Source organism: Streptomyces boninensis, from assembly GCF_048572725.1.
GTDB lineage: Bacteria > Actinomycetota > Actinomycetes > Streptomycetales > Streptomycetaceae > Streptomyces > Streptomyces boninensis.
On sequence record NZ_CP183837.1, the window covers coordinates 5,917,060 to 5,932,003 of the forward strand.

15 protein-coding genes are annotated in these 14,944 nt (G+C 71.9%); 11 read left to right on the top strand and 4 right to left on the bottom strand.

Annotated elements, in window-relative coordinates; translation table 11 throughout:
* The first annotated feature begins 9 nt into the window (after positions 1 to 9).
* Together sucC and sucD are read left to right on the top strand one after the other, a co-directional pair.
* Complete coding sequence (gene sucC, locus ACNNMR_RS27180) at positions 10 to 1,188, top strand: ADP-forming succinate--CoA ligase subunit beta (protein ID WP_419997301.1); 1,179 nt, start codon at positions 10 to 12, stop codon at positions 1,186 to 1,188.
* An 18-nt stretch (positions 1,189 to 1,206) separates the two neighbouring features.
* A complete protein-coding gene (sucD, locus tag ACNNMR_RS27185; RefSeq protein ID WP_419997302.1) occupies positions 1,207 to 2,091 on the top strand; it encodes a succinate--CoA ligase subunit alpha in 885 nt (294 codons plus the stop codon).
* A gap of 111 nt (positions 2,092 to 2,202) precedes the next feature.
* Here the strand turns inward: sucD and ACNNMR_RS27190 are convergent, their stop codons facing one another.
* Positions 2,203 to 3,846 (bottom strand): sigma factor-like helix-turn-helix DNA-binding protein, encoded by a 1,644-nt coding sequence (locus tag ACNNMR_RS27190; protein WP_419997303.1) that lies wholly within the window; start codon positions 3,844 to 3,846, stop codon positions 2,203 to 2,205.
* A 10-nt stretch (positions 3,847 to 3,856) separates the two neighbouring features.
* On the opposite strand from ACNNMR_RS27190, the gene ACNNMR_RS27195 reads away from it, so the two are divergent.
* The 3 genes from ACNNMR_RS27195 to ACNNMR_RS27205 all read left to right on the top strand — a co-directional run bounded on the left by ACNNMR_RS27195 (position 3,857) and on the right by ACNNMR_RS27205 (position 6,503).
* Positions 3,857 to 4,273, top strand: coding sequence for a hypothetical protein (locus ACNNMR_RS27195; protein WP_419997304.1), 417 nt, complete (start codon positions 3,857 to 3,859; stop codon positions 4,271 to 4,273).
* Positions 4,274 to 4,420: 147 nt separating this feature from the next.
* Complete coding sequence (locus ACNNMR_RS27200; RefSeq protein WP_419997305.1) at positions 4,421 to 5,794, top strand: DUF6350 family protein; 1,374 nt, start codon at positions 4,421 to 4,423, stop codon at positions 5,792 to 5,794.
* Between the two features lie 49 nt (positions 5,795 to 5,843).
* Entirely contained in the window at positions 5,844 to 6,503 is a 660-nt protein-coding gene (locus tag ACNNMR_RS27205; protein WP_419997306.1) for a hypothetical protein, read from the top strand.
* A gap of 4 nt (positions 6,504 to 6,507) precedes the next feature.
* Here ACNNMR_RS27205 and ACNNMR_RS27210 read toward each other — a convergent pair whose 3' ends face one another.
* A complete protein-coding gene (locus tag ACNNMR_RS27210; protein WP_419997307.1) occupies positions 6,508 to 7,485 on the bottom strand; it encodes a hypothetical protein in 978 nt (325 codons plus the stop codon).
* Between the two features lie 318 nt (positions 7,486 to 7,803).
* Between ACNNMR_RS27210 and purN the strand changes: the two genes are divergently transcribed.
* Together purN and purH are read left to right on the top strand one after the other, a co-directional pair.
* Positions 7,804 to 8,430 (top strand): phosphoribosylglycinamide formyltransferase, encoded by a 627-nt coding sequence (gene purN / locus ACNNMR_RS27215; protein ID WP_419997308.1) that lies wholly within the window; start codon positions 7,804 to 7,806, stop codon positions 8,428 to 8,430.
* Positions 8,417 to 9,976, top strand: coding sequence for a bifunctional phosphoribosylaminoimidazolecarboxamide formyltransferase/IMP cyclohydrolase (purH, locus tag ACNNMR_RS27220; RefSeq protein WP_419997309.1), 1,560 nt, complete (start codon positions 8,417 to 8,419; stop codon positions 9,974 to 9,976). Before purN ends, purH begins: the two co-directional genes overlap by 14 nt.
* 64 nt (positions 9,977 to 10,040) lie before the next feature.
* Here the strand turns inward: purH and ACNNMR_RS27225 are convergent, their stop codons facing one another.
* Together ACNNMR_RS27225 and ACNNMR_RS27230 are read right to left on the bottom strand one after the other, a co-directional pair.
* A complete protein-coding gene (locus ACNNMR_RS27225; RefSeq protein WP_419997310.1) occupies positions 10,041 to 10,607 on the bottom strand; it encodes a hypothetical protein in 567 nt (188 codons plus the stop codon).
* Positions 10,608 to 10,623: 16 nt separating this feature from the next.
* Positions 10,624 to 11,061: a TM2 domain-containing protein gene (locus tag ACNNMR_RS27230; RefSeq protein WP_419997311.1), complete on the bottom strand. Its 438-nt coding sequence runs from the start codon at positions 11,059 to 11,061 to the stop codon at positions 10,624 to 10,626.
* A gap of 212 nt (positions 11,062 to 11,273) precedes the next feature.
* Here ACNNMR_RS27230 and ACNNMR_RS27235 point away from each other — a divergent pair, with 212 nt between their 5' ends.
* The 4 genes from ACNNMR_RS27235 to ACNNMR_RS27250 all read left to right on the top strand — a co-directional run bounded on the left by ACNNMR_RS27235 (position 11,274) and on the right by ACNNMR_RS27250 (position 14,899).
* Complete coding sequence (locus ACNNMR_RS27235) at positions 11,274 to 12,137, top strand: bifunctional methylenetetrahydrofolate dehydrogenase/methenyltetrahydrofolate cyclohydrolase (RefSeq protein WP_419997312.1); 864 nt, start codon at positions 11,274 to 11,276, stop codon at positions 12,135 to 12,137.
* On the top strand, positions 12,137 to 12,529 hold the full coding sequence (locus tag ACNNMR_RS27240; protein WP_419997313.1) for a DUF3017 domain-containing protein: 393 nt from the start codon (positions 12,137 to 12,139) through the stop codon (positions 12,527 to 12,529). Before ACNNMR_RS27235 ends, ACNNMR_RS27240 begins: the two co-directional genes overlap by 1 nt.
* Positions 12,530 to 12,752: 223 nt before the next feature.
* Positions 12,753 to 13,766, top strand: a complete 1,014-nt coding sequence (locus tag ACNNMR_RS27245) for a helix-turn-helix domain-containing protein (RefSeq protein WP_419997314.1) — start codon at positions 12,753 to 12,755, stop codon at positions 13,764 to 13,766.
* A gap of 143 nt (positions 13,767 to 13,909) precedes the next feature.
* Entirely contained in the window at positions 13,910 to 14,899 is a 990-nt protein-coding gene (locus ACNNMR_RS27250) for a malate dehydrogenase (RefSeq protein WP_419997315.1), read from the top strand.
* Positions 14,900 to 14,944 lie beyond the last annotated feature (45 nt).

Genomic DNA, 14,944 nt, shown 5'->3' on the forward strand with positions numbered 1-14,944 from the left:
CGGACGCGCGTGGATCTGTTCGAGTACCAGGCGAGGGACCTCTTCGCCAAGCATGGCGTACCGGTGCTGGCCGGTGAAGTCATCGAGACGCCGGAAGAGGCGCGCGGCGCCACCGAGCGCGTTGGCGGCCGTTCGGTCGTCAAGGCGCAGGTCAAGACCGGTGGCCGAGGCAAGGCCGGCGGCGTGAAGCTCGCCGATGACCCCGCCGACGCCGTTGCCAAGGCCGAGGGCATCCTCGGCATGGACATCAAGGGCCACACGGTCCACAAGGTCATGATCGCGGAGATGGCTCCGGGCATCGCGTCCGAGTACTACGTCTCCTTCCTCCTCGACCGCGCCAACCGGACCTTCCTGGCCATGGCGTCCGTCGAGGGCGGCGTGGAGATCGAAGAGGTCGCCGCGAACAACCCCGAGGCGCTGGCGAAGATCGCCGTGGATGCCAACGAGGGCGTGACCGAGGCCAAGGCCCGCGAGATCGTCGCGGCCGCCAAGTTCCCGGCCGAGATCGCCGACCAGGTGGTCGACGTCCTGCAGACGCTGTGGACCGTCTTCGTCAAGGAGGACGCCCTCCTGGTCGAGGTGAACCCGCTGGTCAAGACCGAGGACGGCAAGATCCTCGCCCTCGACGGCAAGGTCTCCCTCGACGAGAACGCCGACTTCCGCCAGCCGGACCACGAGGCGCTCGAGGACAAGGCCGCGGCCAACCCCCTCGAGGCCGCGGCGAAGGCCAAGAACCTCAACTACGTGAAGCTCGAGGGCGAGGTCGGCATCATCGGCAACGGCGCCGGGCTGGTCATGTCGACCCTCGACGTCGTCGCGTACGCCGGTGAGAAGCACGCGGGCGTCAAGCCGGCGAACTTCCTCGACATCGGCGGCGGCGCCTCCGCCGAGGTGATGGCCAACGGCCTCGAGATCATCCTCGGCGACCCGGACGTCAAGTCCGTCTTCGTCAACGTCTTCGGCGGCATCACCGCCTGCGACGAGGTCGCCAACGGCATCGTCCAGGCCCTTGAGCTGCTCACCTCCCGCGGCGAGGACGTCACCAAGCCGCTGGTCGTCCGCCTCGACGGCAACAACGCGGAGCTGGGTCGCAAGATCCTGTCCGACGCCAACCACCCGCTGGTGCAGCGCGTGGACACCATGGACGGCGCGGCCGACAAGGCCGCCGAGCTCGCGGCCGCGAAGTAAGGAACCGGGCAACCACAAATGGCTATCTTCCTCACCAAGGACAGCAAGGTCATCGTCCAGGGGATGACCGGTGCCACCGGCATGAAGCACACCAAGCTGATGCTTGGTGACGGCACCAACATCGTCGGCGGCGTGAATCCGCGCAAGGCCGGCACCAGCGTCGACTTCGACGGCACCGAGGTCCCCGTCTTCGGCTCCGTCAAGGAGGCCATGGAGAAGACCGGCGCCGACGTGTCGGTCCTCTTCGTCCCGCCGGCCTTCTCCAAGGCCGCCGTGGTCGAGGCGATCGACGCCGAGATCCCGCTCGCCGTGGTGATCACCGAGGGCATCGCCGTGCACGACTCGGCCGCGTTCTACGCGTACGCCGTGTCCAAGGGCAACAAGACCCGCATCATCGGCCCGAACTGCCCCGGCCTGATCACCCCCGGCCAGTCCAACGCCGGCATCATCCCGGGCGACATCACCAAGCCGGGCCGCATCGGCCTGGTGTCGAAGTCCGGCACGCTGACGTACCAGATGATGTACGAGCTGCGCGACATCGGCTTCTCGTCGGCGGTCGGCATCGGCGGCGACCCGGTCATCGGCACGACGCACATCGACGCGCTCGAGGCCTTCCAGAACGACGCCGACACCGACCTGATCGTCATGATCGGCGAGATCGGCGGCGACGCGGAGGAGCGCGCGGCCGACTACATCAAGGCCAACGTCACCAAGCCGGTCGTCGGCTACGTCGCGGGCTTCACCGCCCCCGAGGGCAAGACGATGGGCCACGCCGGCGCGATCGTGTCCGGCTCGTCCGGCACGGCGCAGGCGAAGAAGGAGGCCCTCGAGGCCGCGGGCGTGAAGGTCGGCAAGACGCCGTCCGAGACCGCTCGGCTGGCCCGCGAGGTGCTTGGCGGCTGACGCCTGGCGTTAAGCGCAGCACGTGCGGGTGCCCTGCTCCGGAGGCGGCTCCGGTGCGGGGCACCTCGCGTTGTGCGGGCGGCTGGTGCGGGCGGCCCGCTGCTCACGCCCTCAGCGCGCCTCCGGCCGCTCCGCCTCCGGTGTCGCCTCCCGGGACTTCGGGGACTCGTCGTCGAGGGACCAGTTGGTGACGCTGACCGGCGACACCTTGTCGATCGAGTAGTCGTCCGCCGTGAACGTCGTGACGACGACGCCCAGCGCGATCGCGGCGGCCAGCCCGACGGTGCGCTTGGTCCACAGTTCCGTACGGCGCTCGCTGCGGTGGCGCACGGCGCCGAGGGGCAGGGTGCGTACGGGCTGCGCGGCGGCGAAGTGGCGCAGCCGCTCGTGCACGTACTTCCCCTGCTCAGCGTGGTCCATCGCGGCCAGCCGCGGGACCGCGGCGGCGAGCGCCTCGCGGGCGTGGGTGAGCCGCCCGGCGGCGGCGGGCGTCGATGCCTCGATCTCGGCGGCGGTCTCGGGCAGGTCGAGCCCGACGCCGTCGTAAAGCAGAAGCGCGCGCCGGTACGACGGCGGCAGCGCCAGCACCGCCTCCCACAACTCCCGGTCCTCCGCCTCCCCGAACGGCTCCAGCCCATCCCGCCGATGCTGCCCCCGCGGCCACACCCGCCGCCACGGCGACAGCGCGTGGTCGTACGCCCGTGCCCGCAGCCACCCTTGCGGATCGCGATCGCGGGCGACCTCTGGCCAGTGCTCCCAGGCGGTGTGGAAGGCGTACTCGACGGCGTTGCGGGCGGTGGCCTGGTTTCCGGTGAGGAGGTAGACCTGCCGGAGGAGCCCGGGCGCGGCCCGCTGATAGAGCCGGTCGAAGGCCTCGAAGGCCGCTTTGGCGGTGGCATCGCGGGCGGCTTCGTCCTCGGGGGAGAGCGGCTTTGCCTGGCGGCGGAGGAGGCGGAGGCGGGAGAGGCGGTGGGTGGGGGTGTTGGCGGTGTCGGTGTCGGTGATCTCGGCGTTGTCGGGGGTGGTGGCAGGGGTGTCGTCGGGAGTGGCATCCGCGGGCGTGTCCGCATCGGCGCACGTGGGGGTTGCTGCAGCGATCTCGGCCGCCTCGCGCCGCCGCCGTCGCCAGCGGCGCTTCTTGGGCTGGGACGAGGGAGCGAGCGGCGCCGCGTCTTCCGAACGGACCTCGCCAGGGTCGCCGAGCGCCTCGGCCGCGGACCGCCCGCGCCGCCGCTTACGTCGTCGCGTGGGTGGCGCCGGTTCGGCTGCGGGCGCCCTCTCAGGCGGGTTTTCCGGTGCCGGTGCGGGGCCTTCGGCCGGGGTGCCGCCTGCGGGGGTGGACGCTTCGGGGGCGGGTTCCGAGGTCACCACGCGTACGACGTCTCCAACGGGGCGCACGGTGGGTGTGGCGTCGTTGGGTTTGGGGGTGGGGTCTCCGGCGGATATCGCTGCCGGGCGATGGTCCAGTGCGACGCGCACGGTCCTGGCGGCATCTCCGGGGGAGGCGGTCGCGACGAGGGCAGGGGAAACCGATACGGATGCGACTGTGGCCGCCACGCGTACGAGCTCCTCCGCAGGAGGCGCCGTCTCGTCCGCCGCCTCCTCGGCGTCGACGTCGGCAGCCACGGGCTCGGTCCGTGCCGCGCCGACCTTGGGCTTCTGCGCTGCGGGTGGGGACGTCTCGGAGGTGACGGCTTCCGGTGTCGTACCCGCGACGACCCGGCGGGGCCTCTCCGCGAGAATCTTGGGCGTCACTCTGACGGCCTTGGGCGCCTCCGCCACAGCCGACTCGGGCACGGCTTCCGCCGCCTTCGGAGCCTCCGCCGCGGCCTCCGCCTTCGGCTTCCGCGATGCCGCGGCCTTCTTCTTCGCCGGTGCTCGCTTGGCCGTCGTCTTCTTGGCGGCGGGCTGCGTGCCGGAGGCCTTCTTCGCCGGTGTGGTCTTCTTTGCCGTGGTCGACTTTGTCGCCGGCTTCGATGCCGATTTCGATACGGACTTCGAAGCCGCTTTCGACGCCGGTTTCGTCGTCTTCTTCGCCGGAGCCCGCTTCCGCGCCGGCGCCGACTTGGCTACCGGCGCCGACTCGGCCACCACCGCCGACTCCGTCGCCTCCGCCCCCTCCGCGCCCGAACCGCCCCCCTCGCCCACTCCCGCCGCCCTCATACGCGCCCCCCACCCATGACCCGGACGCGCGGAAGCAGACTGGTGGCCCCGCCAGGAGGCTGCGATATGAAAAGGCGCATATAGCCATCTTCCGCAACACCCCCGGCATCCGCCCGCTGCCAGGGCGAAACGGGTGCATTTGGCAGCATGGGGCGGCGTGAGTCAAATGACCGATCGCGGGCCATGGTTGTCCGCGGGGCGTGCCCACGCCCTGGAAGGGCCGCGCGCCGAGGCCGCCGCGGGGCTCGCCGCAGGCGCACTCGCGGCGGGGCTGGGGCTGGGGTTCCTCGCCGTTCTCGTGCTGCTTTTCTGGGTTACGTCGCCGTTCCCCGACAGCGGGCCGGGGGGCGCATTGCACGTCGTCGCCGACCTGTGGCTGCTCGCGCACGGCGCTGACCTGGTACGTTCCGGCGCCGACACCCGCAGCGGGCTCGCCGCCCCCATCGGCGTCACGCCGATCCTGCTGACCGCGATGCCCGTCTGGCTGCTCTTCCGGGCCGCCCGCGACGCCCTCACCCCGCAGGACCACCGCCCGCACCCCTCGCCGCGGGCCACCGCGGGCTGGCTCGGCGCCGGATACCTGGCCGTCGCCGCGGCCGTCACCGCCTACGCCGCCACCGGCGGCACCCTCCGCGCCGACCCCCTCAGCGCCGCCGCCCACGTCCCCCTCGTCGCGGCGGCCGCCATCGCCGCCGGCGTCGTCGCCGCCCGCCTCAAGCGCGGGGCCCGGCGGCGCGGGCTCGCGGTCAGGTTTCCGTGGCTGCATGCCGTCGTACGGGCCGTGGCCGGTGCCCTCGCCGTGCTGCTCGGCGGTGGATTCCTGCTCTTCGGGCTCGCGCTCGCGTGGCACGGGGCGGCCGCGGAGGCGTCGTTCCTGCAGCTCACCGCCCCTGTGATGGGGCGGATCGCGGTGCTGCTGCTCGCCGTCGCGCTGCTGCCGAACGCCGCCGTGTGGGCCGCCGCGTACGCCCTCGGCCCCGGCTTCACCGTCGGCGGTGGCGCACTGATCGGGCCGCTCGGCTCCGCCGGGCACCCGGAGCTGCCGTTCTTCCCGCTGCTCGCCGCCGTACCGGATGAAGGCGGCGGTACGCCCCTGACCTGGGCGGTCGCCGTCGTCCCCGCCGCCGCGGGCCTCGGCCTCGGGTGGCTGACCGCGCGCTCGGCCGTCCCCGTACGGGCGGTGCGCGAGCCGGAATGGACCTGGCGCGCCACCCTCGGCGCCGCCGCCGCGGCCGCGCTGGGCTGCACGGTCGTACTCACCCTCCTCGCCTGGCTGGCCGGCGGCCCGCTCGGCCGCGCGGAGCTGGCGTCCTTCGGCCCCTCCTGGTGGCAGACCGGCGCCGCCGCGGCGGCCTGGACGCTCGCCCTCGGCCTGCCCACCGCCCTGGCCGTGCGCGGCTGGCGGCTGTACGGGGCGGCGCCGGTGCCGGGCGGCTGGACCTGGTCGGTCGAGCGCTGGCCGGGGTGGGAATCGCGGGCTGAGCTGCTGCGGGAGCTGGACGGGGACGACGCCGGCGACGGGCGGGGGGCCGCCGTTTGAGTTACGGTGAGGCTCCGGAGTTATCCGTACAGACAGGGGTAAATCCCTCATGAGGTCTCCCCGTCGACGTCGCCGCCGCGCCATAGCCCTCGCCGCCTCGGCGGCCCTGGCGCTCGCCGCCGCACCCGCCGCGGCCTCCGCCACTCCCACGATGGCCGCCGCCTCGATGGCCGCCCCCGCCGAGCTGGCCGCCCCCGACATCTGCGTCTGCGACCCCGGCGAGAGCGGCACCTGGGACGGCCGCGCCAAACTTCCAGACGGCTCCACCGCCCGCTTCGGCGCCGACCTGCAGCACCCGCGCGTACAGATCGTCATCGGGCCCCGGGACACCGAGACCCTCACCGAGCGCGATCGCAGCGCCCTGCATGACGACTGGACGTACGAGCTGGCCGGCGGCGCCCACCTGAAGGTCACCGACCGCGACACCGGCCGGGTCTGGTGGTACGACTTCGACGGGCAGCTGATGGACGACGGCGGCTCCGAGCGCGAACTGGTCAGCCAGCACCGCCTCAAGGGCGGCGTCACCGCGAAGGTCTACGAGGTCGACGACGGCTACGAGGCCGACCTCTACGCCGCCGTCCCGGGCACGGGCGAGGTGCGCCTCTGGGACACCCTGAAGACCAGGGGCGGGCACTCCAGTTACGGCAAGGACGGCGGGGTGTACTTCCAGCTCGAGCCGGACGGCGGGATGCGTTCCTGGACGGAGTGACGTCCTACTGCGAGTCCTGCCCGAAGATCTTCCGCAGCGGCTCCGGGAGCTTGGTCTCGCAGTTCTTCTCCGCGACCTTCGTCAGCGCATCGCTCTCGCAGGTGAAGTAGTCGCGGTACACGAACTGCACCCCGTACATCCCCGCCGCGAACAGCAGCGCCAGCGACGCGGCCACGATGCCGGTCATCGCCGCGCTCCGCTGCGGCCGCTGCATCCCGCCGGAGGCCTGCCCGCCGCCTCGGGTGCCGGAGCCGTCCGAGGAGCCGGAAGCGGCCCCCGCGACATCGGCCGCGCTGGCCCCGCCCCCGCTCCCGGTCGTGAGGGCGGCCGCCGCCTCCGGGTCCCGGATCTTGTTACGCAGCGCGCTGATGCCCCAGTACAGCGCGAGCACGCCGAGCAGCAGCGCCATCCACTCCACGCTGAACAGCGCGAAGAAGAACGCCCACATCCCCGACAGCAGCGAATACCGAGCCCGCCGCTGCACCGGATCCGTCGGATCCCAGCGCAGCCCGCCGGGCCCTGACCCGTTCTTGCCGCCGCCGAGCCCAGGCCGGTCGCGGCCGTCGCGGCCACCGGACTCGCCGGAGTCCCCTGACCCTGAACCGCCGCCCGAGCCGCCCGTACCGTCCGAGCCACCGGAGCCGCCAAAGCTGCCGGACCCGCCCGATCCACCGCCCCACCCGGACCCGCCGGAGGAGTCCCCGCTCCCGCCATCGCCCTGGCCACCCCAGCCGCCCTGCCGGCGCGGCGGCTGCCTGCTGCTCCACTGGCTGCCCCACGCGGGCGGCTGATCCTGCTGCCCGCCGCCCGGCTCGCCCTGCCCACCGGCCGGTGCGTCCGGCGGGGGCGGCTGGTTCTCCGGCGCGGAGGACGGAGACGGCGGCGGGGGAGGGGGCGAGGAGGCAGAAGGAGACGAAGAAGAGGGTGAGGGAGAAGCCGGCGAAGAGGAGCCGGACGGCGACTGCGTCTCACGCAGGCTCACGCCAACCGCACCGGTCACGACTGCCCCACCCCCCGACCCGATGAGGGCAGTCATGGGCTCAGGGAGTCGGAAGGCCGCGCTGCGGCGTCGGTCCGGCTGCATGTGGAGGCCGTCTTCTCCTCGGATCGTTTTGGGTACCCGCCTACCCCGACGCTACCCCGCCGCGCACGCTCAGTCCCGTGAGGGGGCACCGCATTCCGCGCCAGGCGCCCGGCGCCCGCGCCCGGTTCGCGCTCCCGGCGCCGGTCAGAGGGGTCCGCGACACCGGGTATCGTTTCGTACGTCTGAACAATCCCCCGTCTTACGGAGCGCGCCATCGTGGCCCCGCCGAAGCCGCCCTCTCGCCTGGTTGTCCTGGTGTCGGGCTCTGGTACGAATCTCCAAGCCCTGCTCGACAGCCTCACCGGCACCGAGGCCCCCGCCTACGAGATCGTCGCCGTGGGCGCCGACCGCCCCGGCATCGCCGGCCTGGAGCGGGCCGAGCGAGCCGGGGTCCCGACCTTCATCCGCAGCGTCAAGGACCACGACGACCGCGAGGACTGGGACCGGGCGCTGGCCGAGGCCGTCGCCGCGTACGAACCCGATCTCGTCGTCTCCGCAGGCTTCATGAAGATCGTGGGCAAGCACTTCCTGGCCCGCTTCGGCGGCCGGTTCGTCAACACCCACCCCGCGCTGCTCCCCAGCTTTCCCGGTGCGCACGGCGTCCGCGACGCGCTCGCGTACGGCGTGAAGGTCACCGGGTGCACCGTCCACTTCGTCGACGACGGCGTCGACACCGGCCCGATCATCGCCCAGGGCGTGGTCGAGGTCCGGGACGCGGACACCGAAGAGACGCTCCACGAGCGCATCAAGGACGTCGAGCGACGGCTGCTCGTCGAGGTCGTGGGCAGGCTGGCCCGCGACGGCTATCGCATCGAAGGACGAAAGGTATATGTCGGTGACTAACCCGGAGCGGCGCCCCATTCGCCGGGCCCTGATCAGCGTCTACGACAAGACCGGCCTGGAGGAGCTGGCCCGCGGGCTCAACGAGGCGGGCGTCGCCATCGTCTCCACCGGCTCCACCGCCGGAAGGATCGCCGCGGCCGGGGTGCCGGTCACCAAGGTCGAGGAGCTCACCGGCTTCCCCGAGTGCCTGGACGGCCGGGTGAAGACCCTGCACCCGAAGGTGCACGCGGGCATCCTCGCCGACCTGCGCCTGGACTCGCACCGCGAGCAGCTGGCCGAGCTGGGTGTGGAGCCCTTCGACCTGGTGGTGTCGAACCTCTACCCCTTCACCGAGACCGTCGCCTCCGGCGCGGCCCCCGACGAGTGCGTCGAGCAGATCGACATCGGCGGCCCGTCGATGGTCCGCGCCGCCGCCAAGAACCACCCGTCGGTCGCGATCGTCACCGACCCGGCCCGTTACGACGACGTGCTCAAGGCGGTCGCCGACGGCGGCTTCGAGTTCGCCGAGCGCAAGCGCCTCGCCGCGGAAGCGTTCCAGCACACGGCGGCGTACGACGTGGCGGTGGCGAACTGGTTCAACGCGGGCTACGCCACCGACGACGAGTTCCCGCCCTTCCTCGGCGCCACGTACGAGCGCAAGAACGTCCTCCGCTACGGCGAGAACCCGCACCAGCCCGCCGCGCTCTACACGTCCGGCACCAGCGGCCTCGCCAATGCCGAGCAGCTGCACGGCAAGGAGATGTCGTACAACAACTACACCGACACCGACGCCGCCCGGCGCGCCGCGTACGACCACGAGCAGCCCTGCGTGGCGATCATCAAGCACGCGAATCCCTGCGGCATCGCGGTCGGTACGGACGTGGCCGAGGCGCACCGCAAGGCGCACGCCTGCGACCCGCTGTCCGCCTTCGGCGGTGTGATCGCCGTCAACCGCCCGGTCTCGAAGGAGATGGCCGAGCAGGTCGCCGAGATCTTCACCGAGGTCATCGTGGCGCCCGGCTACGAGGACGGTGCCGTCGAGGCGCTGCAGCGCAAGAAGAACATCCGCGTGCTGCGCTGTCCCGAAGCCCCGCAGGCCGAGGCCGAGTTCAAGCCGATCGACGGCGGCGGGCTCGCCCAGGCCAAGGACGCCTTCCAGGCCGAGGGCGACGCCCCCGCGAACTGGACCCTGGCCGCGGGCGAGGCGCTGTCCGCCGATGATCTCGCCGAGCTCTCCTTCGCCTGGCGCGCCTGCCGCGCCGTGAAGTCCAACGCCATCCTGCTCGCCAAGGACGGCGCCACGGTCGGCGTCGGCATGGGCCAGGTCAACCGCGTCGACTCCGCGAAGCTGGCGGTCCAGCGGGCGGGCGAGGAGCGGGCGCGCGGCTCGTACGCCGCCTCCGATGCCTTCTTCCCGTTCCCCGACGGCTTCGAGGTGCTGGCCGAGGCCGGGGTCAAGGCCGTGGTGCAGCCGGGCGGTTCGATCCGCGACGAGCAGGTCGTCGAGGCGGCGCAGAAGGCGGGCGTCACGATGTACTTCACCGGGGCGCGGCACTTCTTCCACTGAGCGTCCGGCATGCGAAAGGGGCCGGGGGCTGAAGCCCCCGGCCCCTTCGCACGTCCTCGTACGGCTAGTACTTCGGCCGCTTGAACCACGCGGCGGACTTGCCCTGGGCCGCGAAGATGATCAGGAGGATCGACAGCACCGTCGTGATGAGGCCGAGGGCCGCCGTGATCAGGCCGCCCATGATGCCGAAGGCGCCGTAGACGATCGTGCAGATCCGCACCGCGTTGCCGCCCTTGGCGTACTGCAGGGCCAGCACGATGCCCAGGATGATGCAGATCGCGGTGATGCCGACCAGCGTGTACATCAAGCCCGTGCCGATGTCGGACGCGAGCTCGATGTCGTCACTGTCGGCACCGGTGCCGCGGTTCTTGACCTCGTCCTCGATGTCCGGGATCAGCACGGTGACGGCTATCACGCACCAGATCGTCTGCACGAGTCCGATGACGAAGAGAAAGACCTGGTTGGCCCGCACGGTCCCCGGCATGGTCAAGGGCCCCATCGGCGGGCCGCCGTAAGGCGCACCGGCGGCCGGTGGGCCCGGGTAGCCGTAGCTGGGCTGGGCGTACCCGCCGGGCTGCTGCGGCTGCTGCGGCGGCTGACCGTAAGGGTTGTTCGGATCCGGGTAACTCATGATGGGCCTTCCGCGATCAGTTGGGGCGCAGGATGCGGCCCTGACCGTCGGTCTTGTCGTTGCTGGAGAGGATCATGATCCCGTCGATCAGACCCCACAGGCCGCCGGCGCCGCAGGTGACGACCGAGACCACGAGCTGCCAGACACCGGTCTTGGTGTCGCCCATGTAGAAGCGGCCGGCGCCGAAGCCGCCGAGGAAGATGCCGAGCAGGCCCGCGGCCATCTTCGACTTGTCGGAGTACGGGCGGCCGTACGGGTCCACGCCGTAGGGCGCGTTCGGGTCGCCGGCGTACTGGCCCGGCATGGCGCCCGGCATCGGCTGGCCCGGCTGCTGCTGGGGGTAGCCGTAACCGGGCTGCTGGGGCTGCTGCTGCGGGTAGCCGTAGCCGGGCTGCGGCTGCTGCGGCTGGCCGGGCTGCTGAGCGTAGGGGTTGTTCGGGTCGGGGTAGCTCACGCGCGATTCCTCCGAGCGGTTGGAGTGGGGACATGTGTTGCGCTCGCACCGGGAATCACCGACTGGTCCCCCCCGTGCCGCGACTGTCGAGCGGCCCATGCTGCCGTTCGGGCAGGTGGCCCGTCCAGTGCAGTTCCGGAATTAGGGACTTTCGTCCGGCCTGGTTGTGCCCGGATTGGTATGTGGGGCGGCCGATCGGCGAAGATGGGCGCATGAGCGCCCAGATCCTCGACGGCAAGGCCACCGCGGCCGCGATCAAGTCCGAGCTCGCCACCCGCGTCCAGGCGCTGAAGGGCCGGGGCGTCACGCCTGGGCTCGGCACGGTCCTGGTCGGTGACGATGTCGCCAGTCACAAGTACGTCGCCGGCAAGCACCGGGACTGCGCGGAGATCGGCATCGCCTCGATCCAGCGCGAGCTGCCCGCCACGGCCACGCAGGAGCAGATCGAGGAGGTCGTCCGGGAGCTGAACGACGATCCGGCCTGCACGGGCTACATCGTTCAGCTGCCCCTTCCTAAGGGCATCGACGAGAACCGCATCCTGCAGCTGATGGACCCGGCCAAGGACGCCGACGGCCTGCACCCGGTGAATCTCGGCAAGCTCGTGCTGAACGAGCCGGCCCCGCTGCCCTGCACCCCCTTCGGCGTGATCCGCCTGCTCCGCCAGTACGGCGTCGAGCTGAACGGCGCGGAGGTCGTGGTCGTCGGCCGCGGCGTGACCATCGGGCGCTCCATCCCGCTGCTGCTGACCCGCCGCTCCGAGAACGCCACCGTCACCCAGTGCCACACCGGCACCCGCGACCTCGCCGCGCACCTGCGCCGGGCCGACATCATCGTGGCCGCGGCCGGGGTGCCGCACCTGATCAAGCCGGAGGACGTGAAGCCGGGCGCCGCGGTGCTCGACGTCGGCGTCAGCCGGGACGAGCAGGGCAAGATCGTCGGCGATGTGCATCCGGGCGTACGGGACGTCGCCGCCTGGATCTCGCCGAATCCCGGCGGGGTCGGGCCGATGACCCGGGCGATGCTGGTCGCCAATGTCGTGGATGCCGCGGAGGCGGCGGCGGGGACGGCCGTCTGATGTCCGAGGCGGCTTCGGATCCCATCGGCGACAAGGTCGGCCGCGGTACCCGCAGGCCCGAGGGCGGCGGCCGTACGGCGGGCGGGGACGCGCCCGCGCCGGTGCGGCAGTGGCCGCTGCTGGCGGTGCTGGGCGCGGTCGGGGTGGGGCTGCTGATCACCGCCCTGGATCGCTTCCGGCCCGGCTGCATCATCATCGGGGCGGCGCTGATCGGCGCGGGCGTGCTGCGCTGGATGCTGCCGAATGTCGGGATGCTCGCGGTGCGGTCGCGGTTCACGGACGTGGCGACGTACTGGCTGCTGGGCGCGGCCATCATCTTCCTGACGCTGCTGGCGCTGCCGGCGTTGATCTCGGTGCCGTTCCTGGACGACGTGCTGCATTTCACGCTCTGACCACGCTCTGAACACAGCTGTGCACGTGGGGGCAGATGTGACCAGGGGGGCGCACATCAGTAACCGTGTTGTAGCAAGCGCACCTGTGCGCCCCCAGCGCGGGAACTGACATCCTGGTTACCAGCATCCCGACGGGTAGCGAGACCAAGGACGGTCACGGGCAGGGTGATCGTCCCTGCGCCGTCGTGGGGGGCGTAGAACAAACGGGGATAAGGGAGGACAAGTGGCGCGGTGGAGAGAGCTGCCGGAGGAACTCGATCCGCAGGTGCGCGAGTTCGCCAGCCAGCTGCGCAGGCTGGTGGACCGGAGCCGGCTGAGCGTCTCCGCGGTCGCTGACCGTACGGGCTACAGCAGGTCGTCGTGGGAGCGTTATCTCAACGGACGGCTGCTGCCACCGCAGGGGGCGGTGGAGGCGCTCGCCGAGGTCACGGGGGCCAACGCCAGGCATCTGCACACCATGTGGGAGCTGGCGGAGCGGGCCTGGAGCCGCGCGGAGATGCGGCACGACCACACGCTCGAGGCGATACAGGTGGCCGAGGCGCGGGCCGCCCTGGGCGAGTTCGGCCCGGCGCCTGCGGTGGGGGACAAGCAGCGTGGCGGTGGCGCGCCGCCGAAGCCGGCGAAGAAGGCGGCCAAGAAGGCGGCGCAGTCGCCGGCTCAGCCGCCCGGCCAGCCAGGGCAGCCCGCGGGTCCGTATCCCGCGCAGACGCCGCCCCCGCAGCGGCCGAAGCGCCGCAATTTCGCGGGCATCGCCGCCGTGGCCGGGGCCGCCGCCCTGATCATCCTGGGCTCCGTCGTCGCGGTCACCCAGCTCGGCGGCGACGACAAGGACAAGGCGGACGATCCGAAGAAGAGCCCGACCTCTTCGCAGCAGAAGCTGCCCGCGGGCGTGAAGTGCGTCGGCGACGACTGCACCGGCAAGGACCCGGAGGAGATGGGCTGCGGCGGCGAGAAGGCCACCAGCCCCGAGAACGCCGTGGTCCAGGGCGCCGAGGTCGAGGTGCGCTACAGCAAGGTCTGCAAGGCCGCCTGGGCGCGGATCTCCGGCGCGGTCGCGGGCGACAGCGTACGGATCACGGCGCAGCCGGCCGGCGGCAAGGCGGTCAGCAGGACCGCGGTGGCGGAGACCGACGGCGAGACGTACACCAAGATGGTCGGCGTCACGGACGTCGCCGACGCCAAGGCGTGCGGCGACCGCACGAAGAGCGGCATGGGCAAGGGCTGCACGGGCGAGTGACGGGCGGATGACCTGCGGGTGATCCGTCCCACAGGGAAGCGGGGCATGGGGAAACCGGGTGTCGGATAGATTGGCACCGGGTGCCCCATGACCAGAGGAGCGGCGCCCGACTTCACACAGCTTCGCCTGGAGATGACAGCCTCATGACCCGCACCCCTGTCAACGTAACTGTCACCGGCGCCGCCGGACAGATCGGCTACGCGCTGCTGTTCCGCATCGCCTCCGGTCAGCTGCTCGGCGCGGATGTGCCGGTCAAGCTGCGCCTGCTGGAGATTCCGCCGGCCGTGAAGGCCGCCGAGGGCACCGCCATGGAGCTCGACGACTGCGCCTTCCCGCTGCTGCAGGGCATCGACATCACCGACGACGCCGACAAGGCCTTCGCCGGTACGAACGTCGCCCTGCTGGTCGGCGCCCGTCCCCGTACCAAGGGCATGGAGCGCGGCGACCTGCTGGAGGCCAACGGCGGCATCTTCAAGCCGCAGGGCAAGGCCATCAACGACCACGCCGCGGACGACGTGAAGGTCTTGGTCGTCGGCAACCCGGCCAACACCAACGCCCTCATCGCCCAGGCCGCCGCGCCCGACGTGCCGGCCGAGCGCTTCACCGCGATGACCCGCCTCGACCACAACCGCGCCATCGCCCAGCTGGCGAAGAAGACCGGCGCCTCGGTCGCGGACATCAAGAAGCTGACGATCTGGGGCAACCACTCGGCGACCCAGTACCCGGACATCTTCCACGCGGAGATCGCCGGCAAGAACGCCGCCGAGACCGTGAACGACGAGAAGTGGCTGGCGGACGAGTTCATCCCGACCGTCGCCAAGCGCGGCGCGGCGATCATCGAGGCCCGCGGCGCGTCCTCGGCCGCCTCCGCCGCCAACGCCGCCATCGACCACGTGCACACGTGGGTGAACGGCACCGCCGACGGCGACTGGACCTCCATGGGCATCCCGTCCGACGGCTCGTACGGCGTGCCGGAGGGCCTCATCTCCTCCTTCCCGGTCACGACGAAGGACGGCAAGTACGAGATCGTCCAGGGCCTGGAGATCTCCGACTTCTCCCGCACCCGCATCGACGCCTCGGTGAAGGAGCTCGCGGAGGAGCGCGAGGCCGTGCGCGGTCTCGGCCTGCTCTGAGACGCAGACCACACTCCGTAAACGCGGCGGCCCGTCCCACTCCGG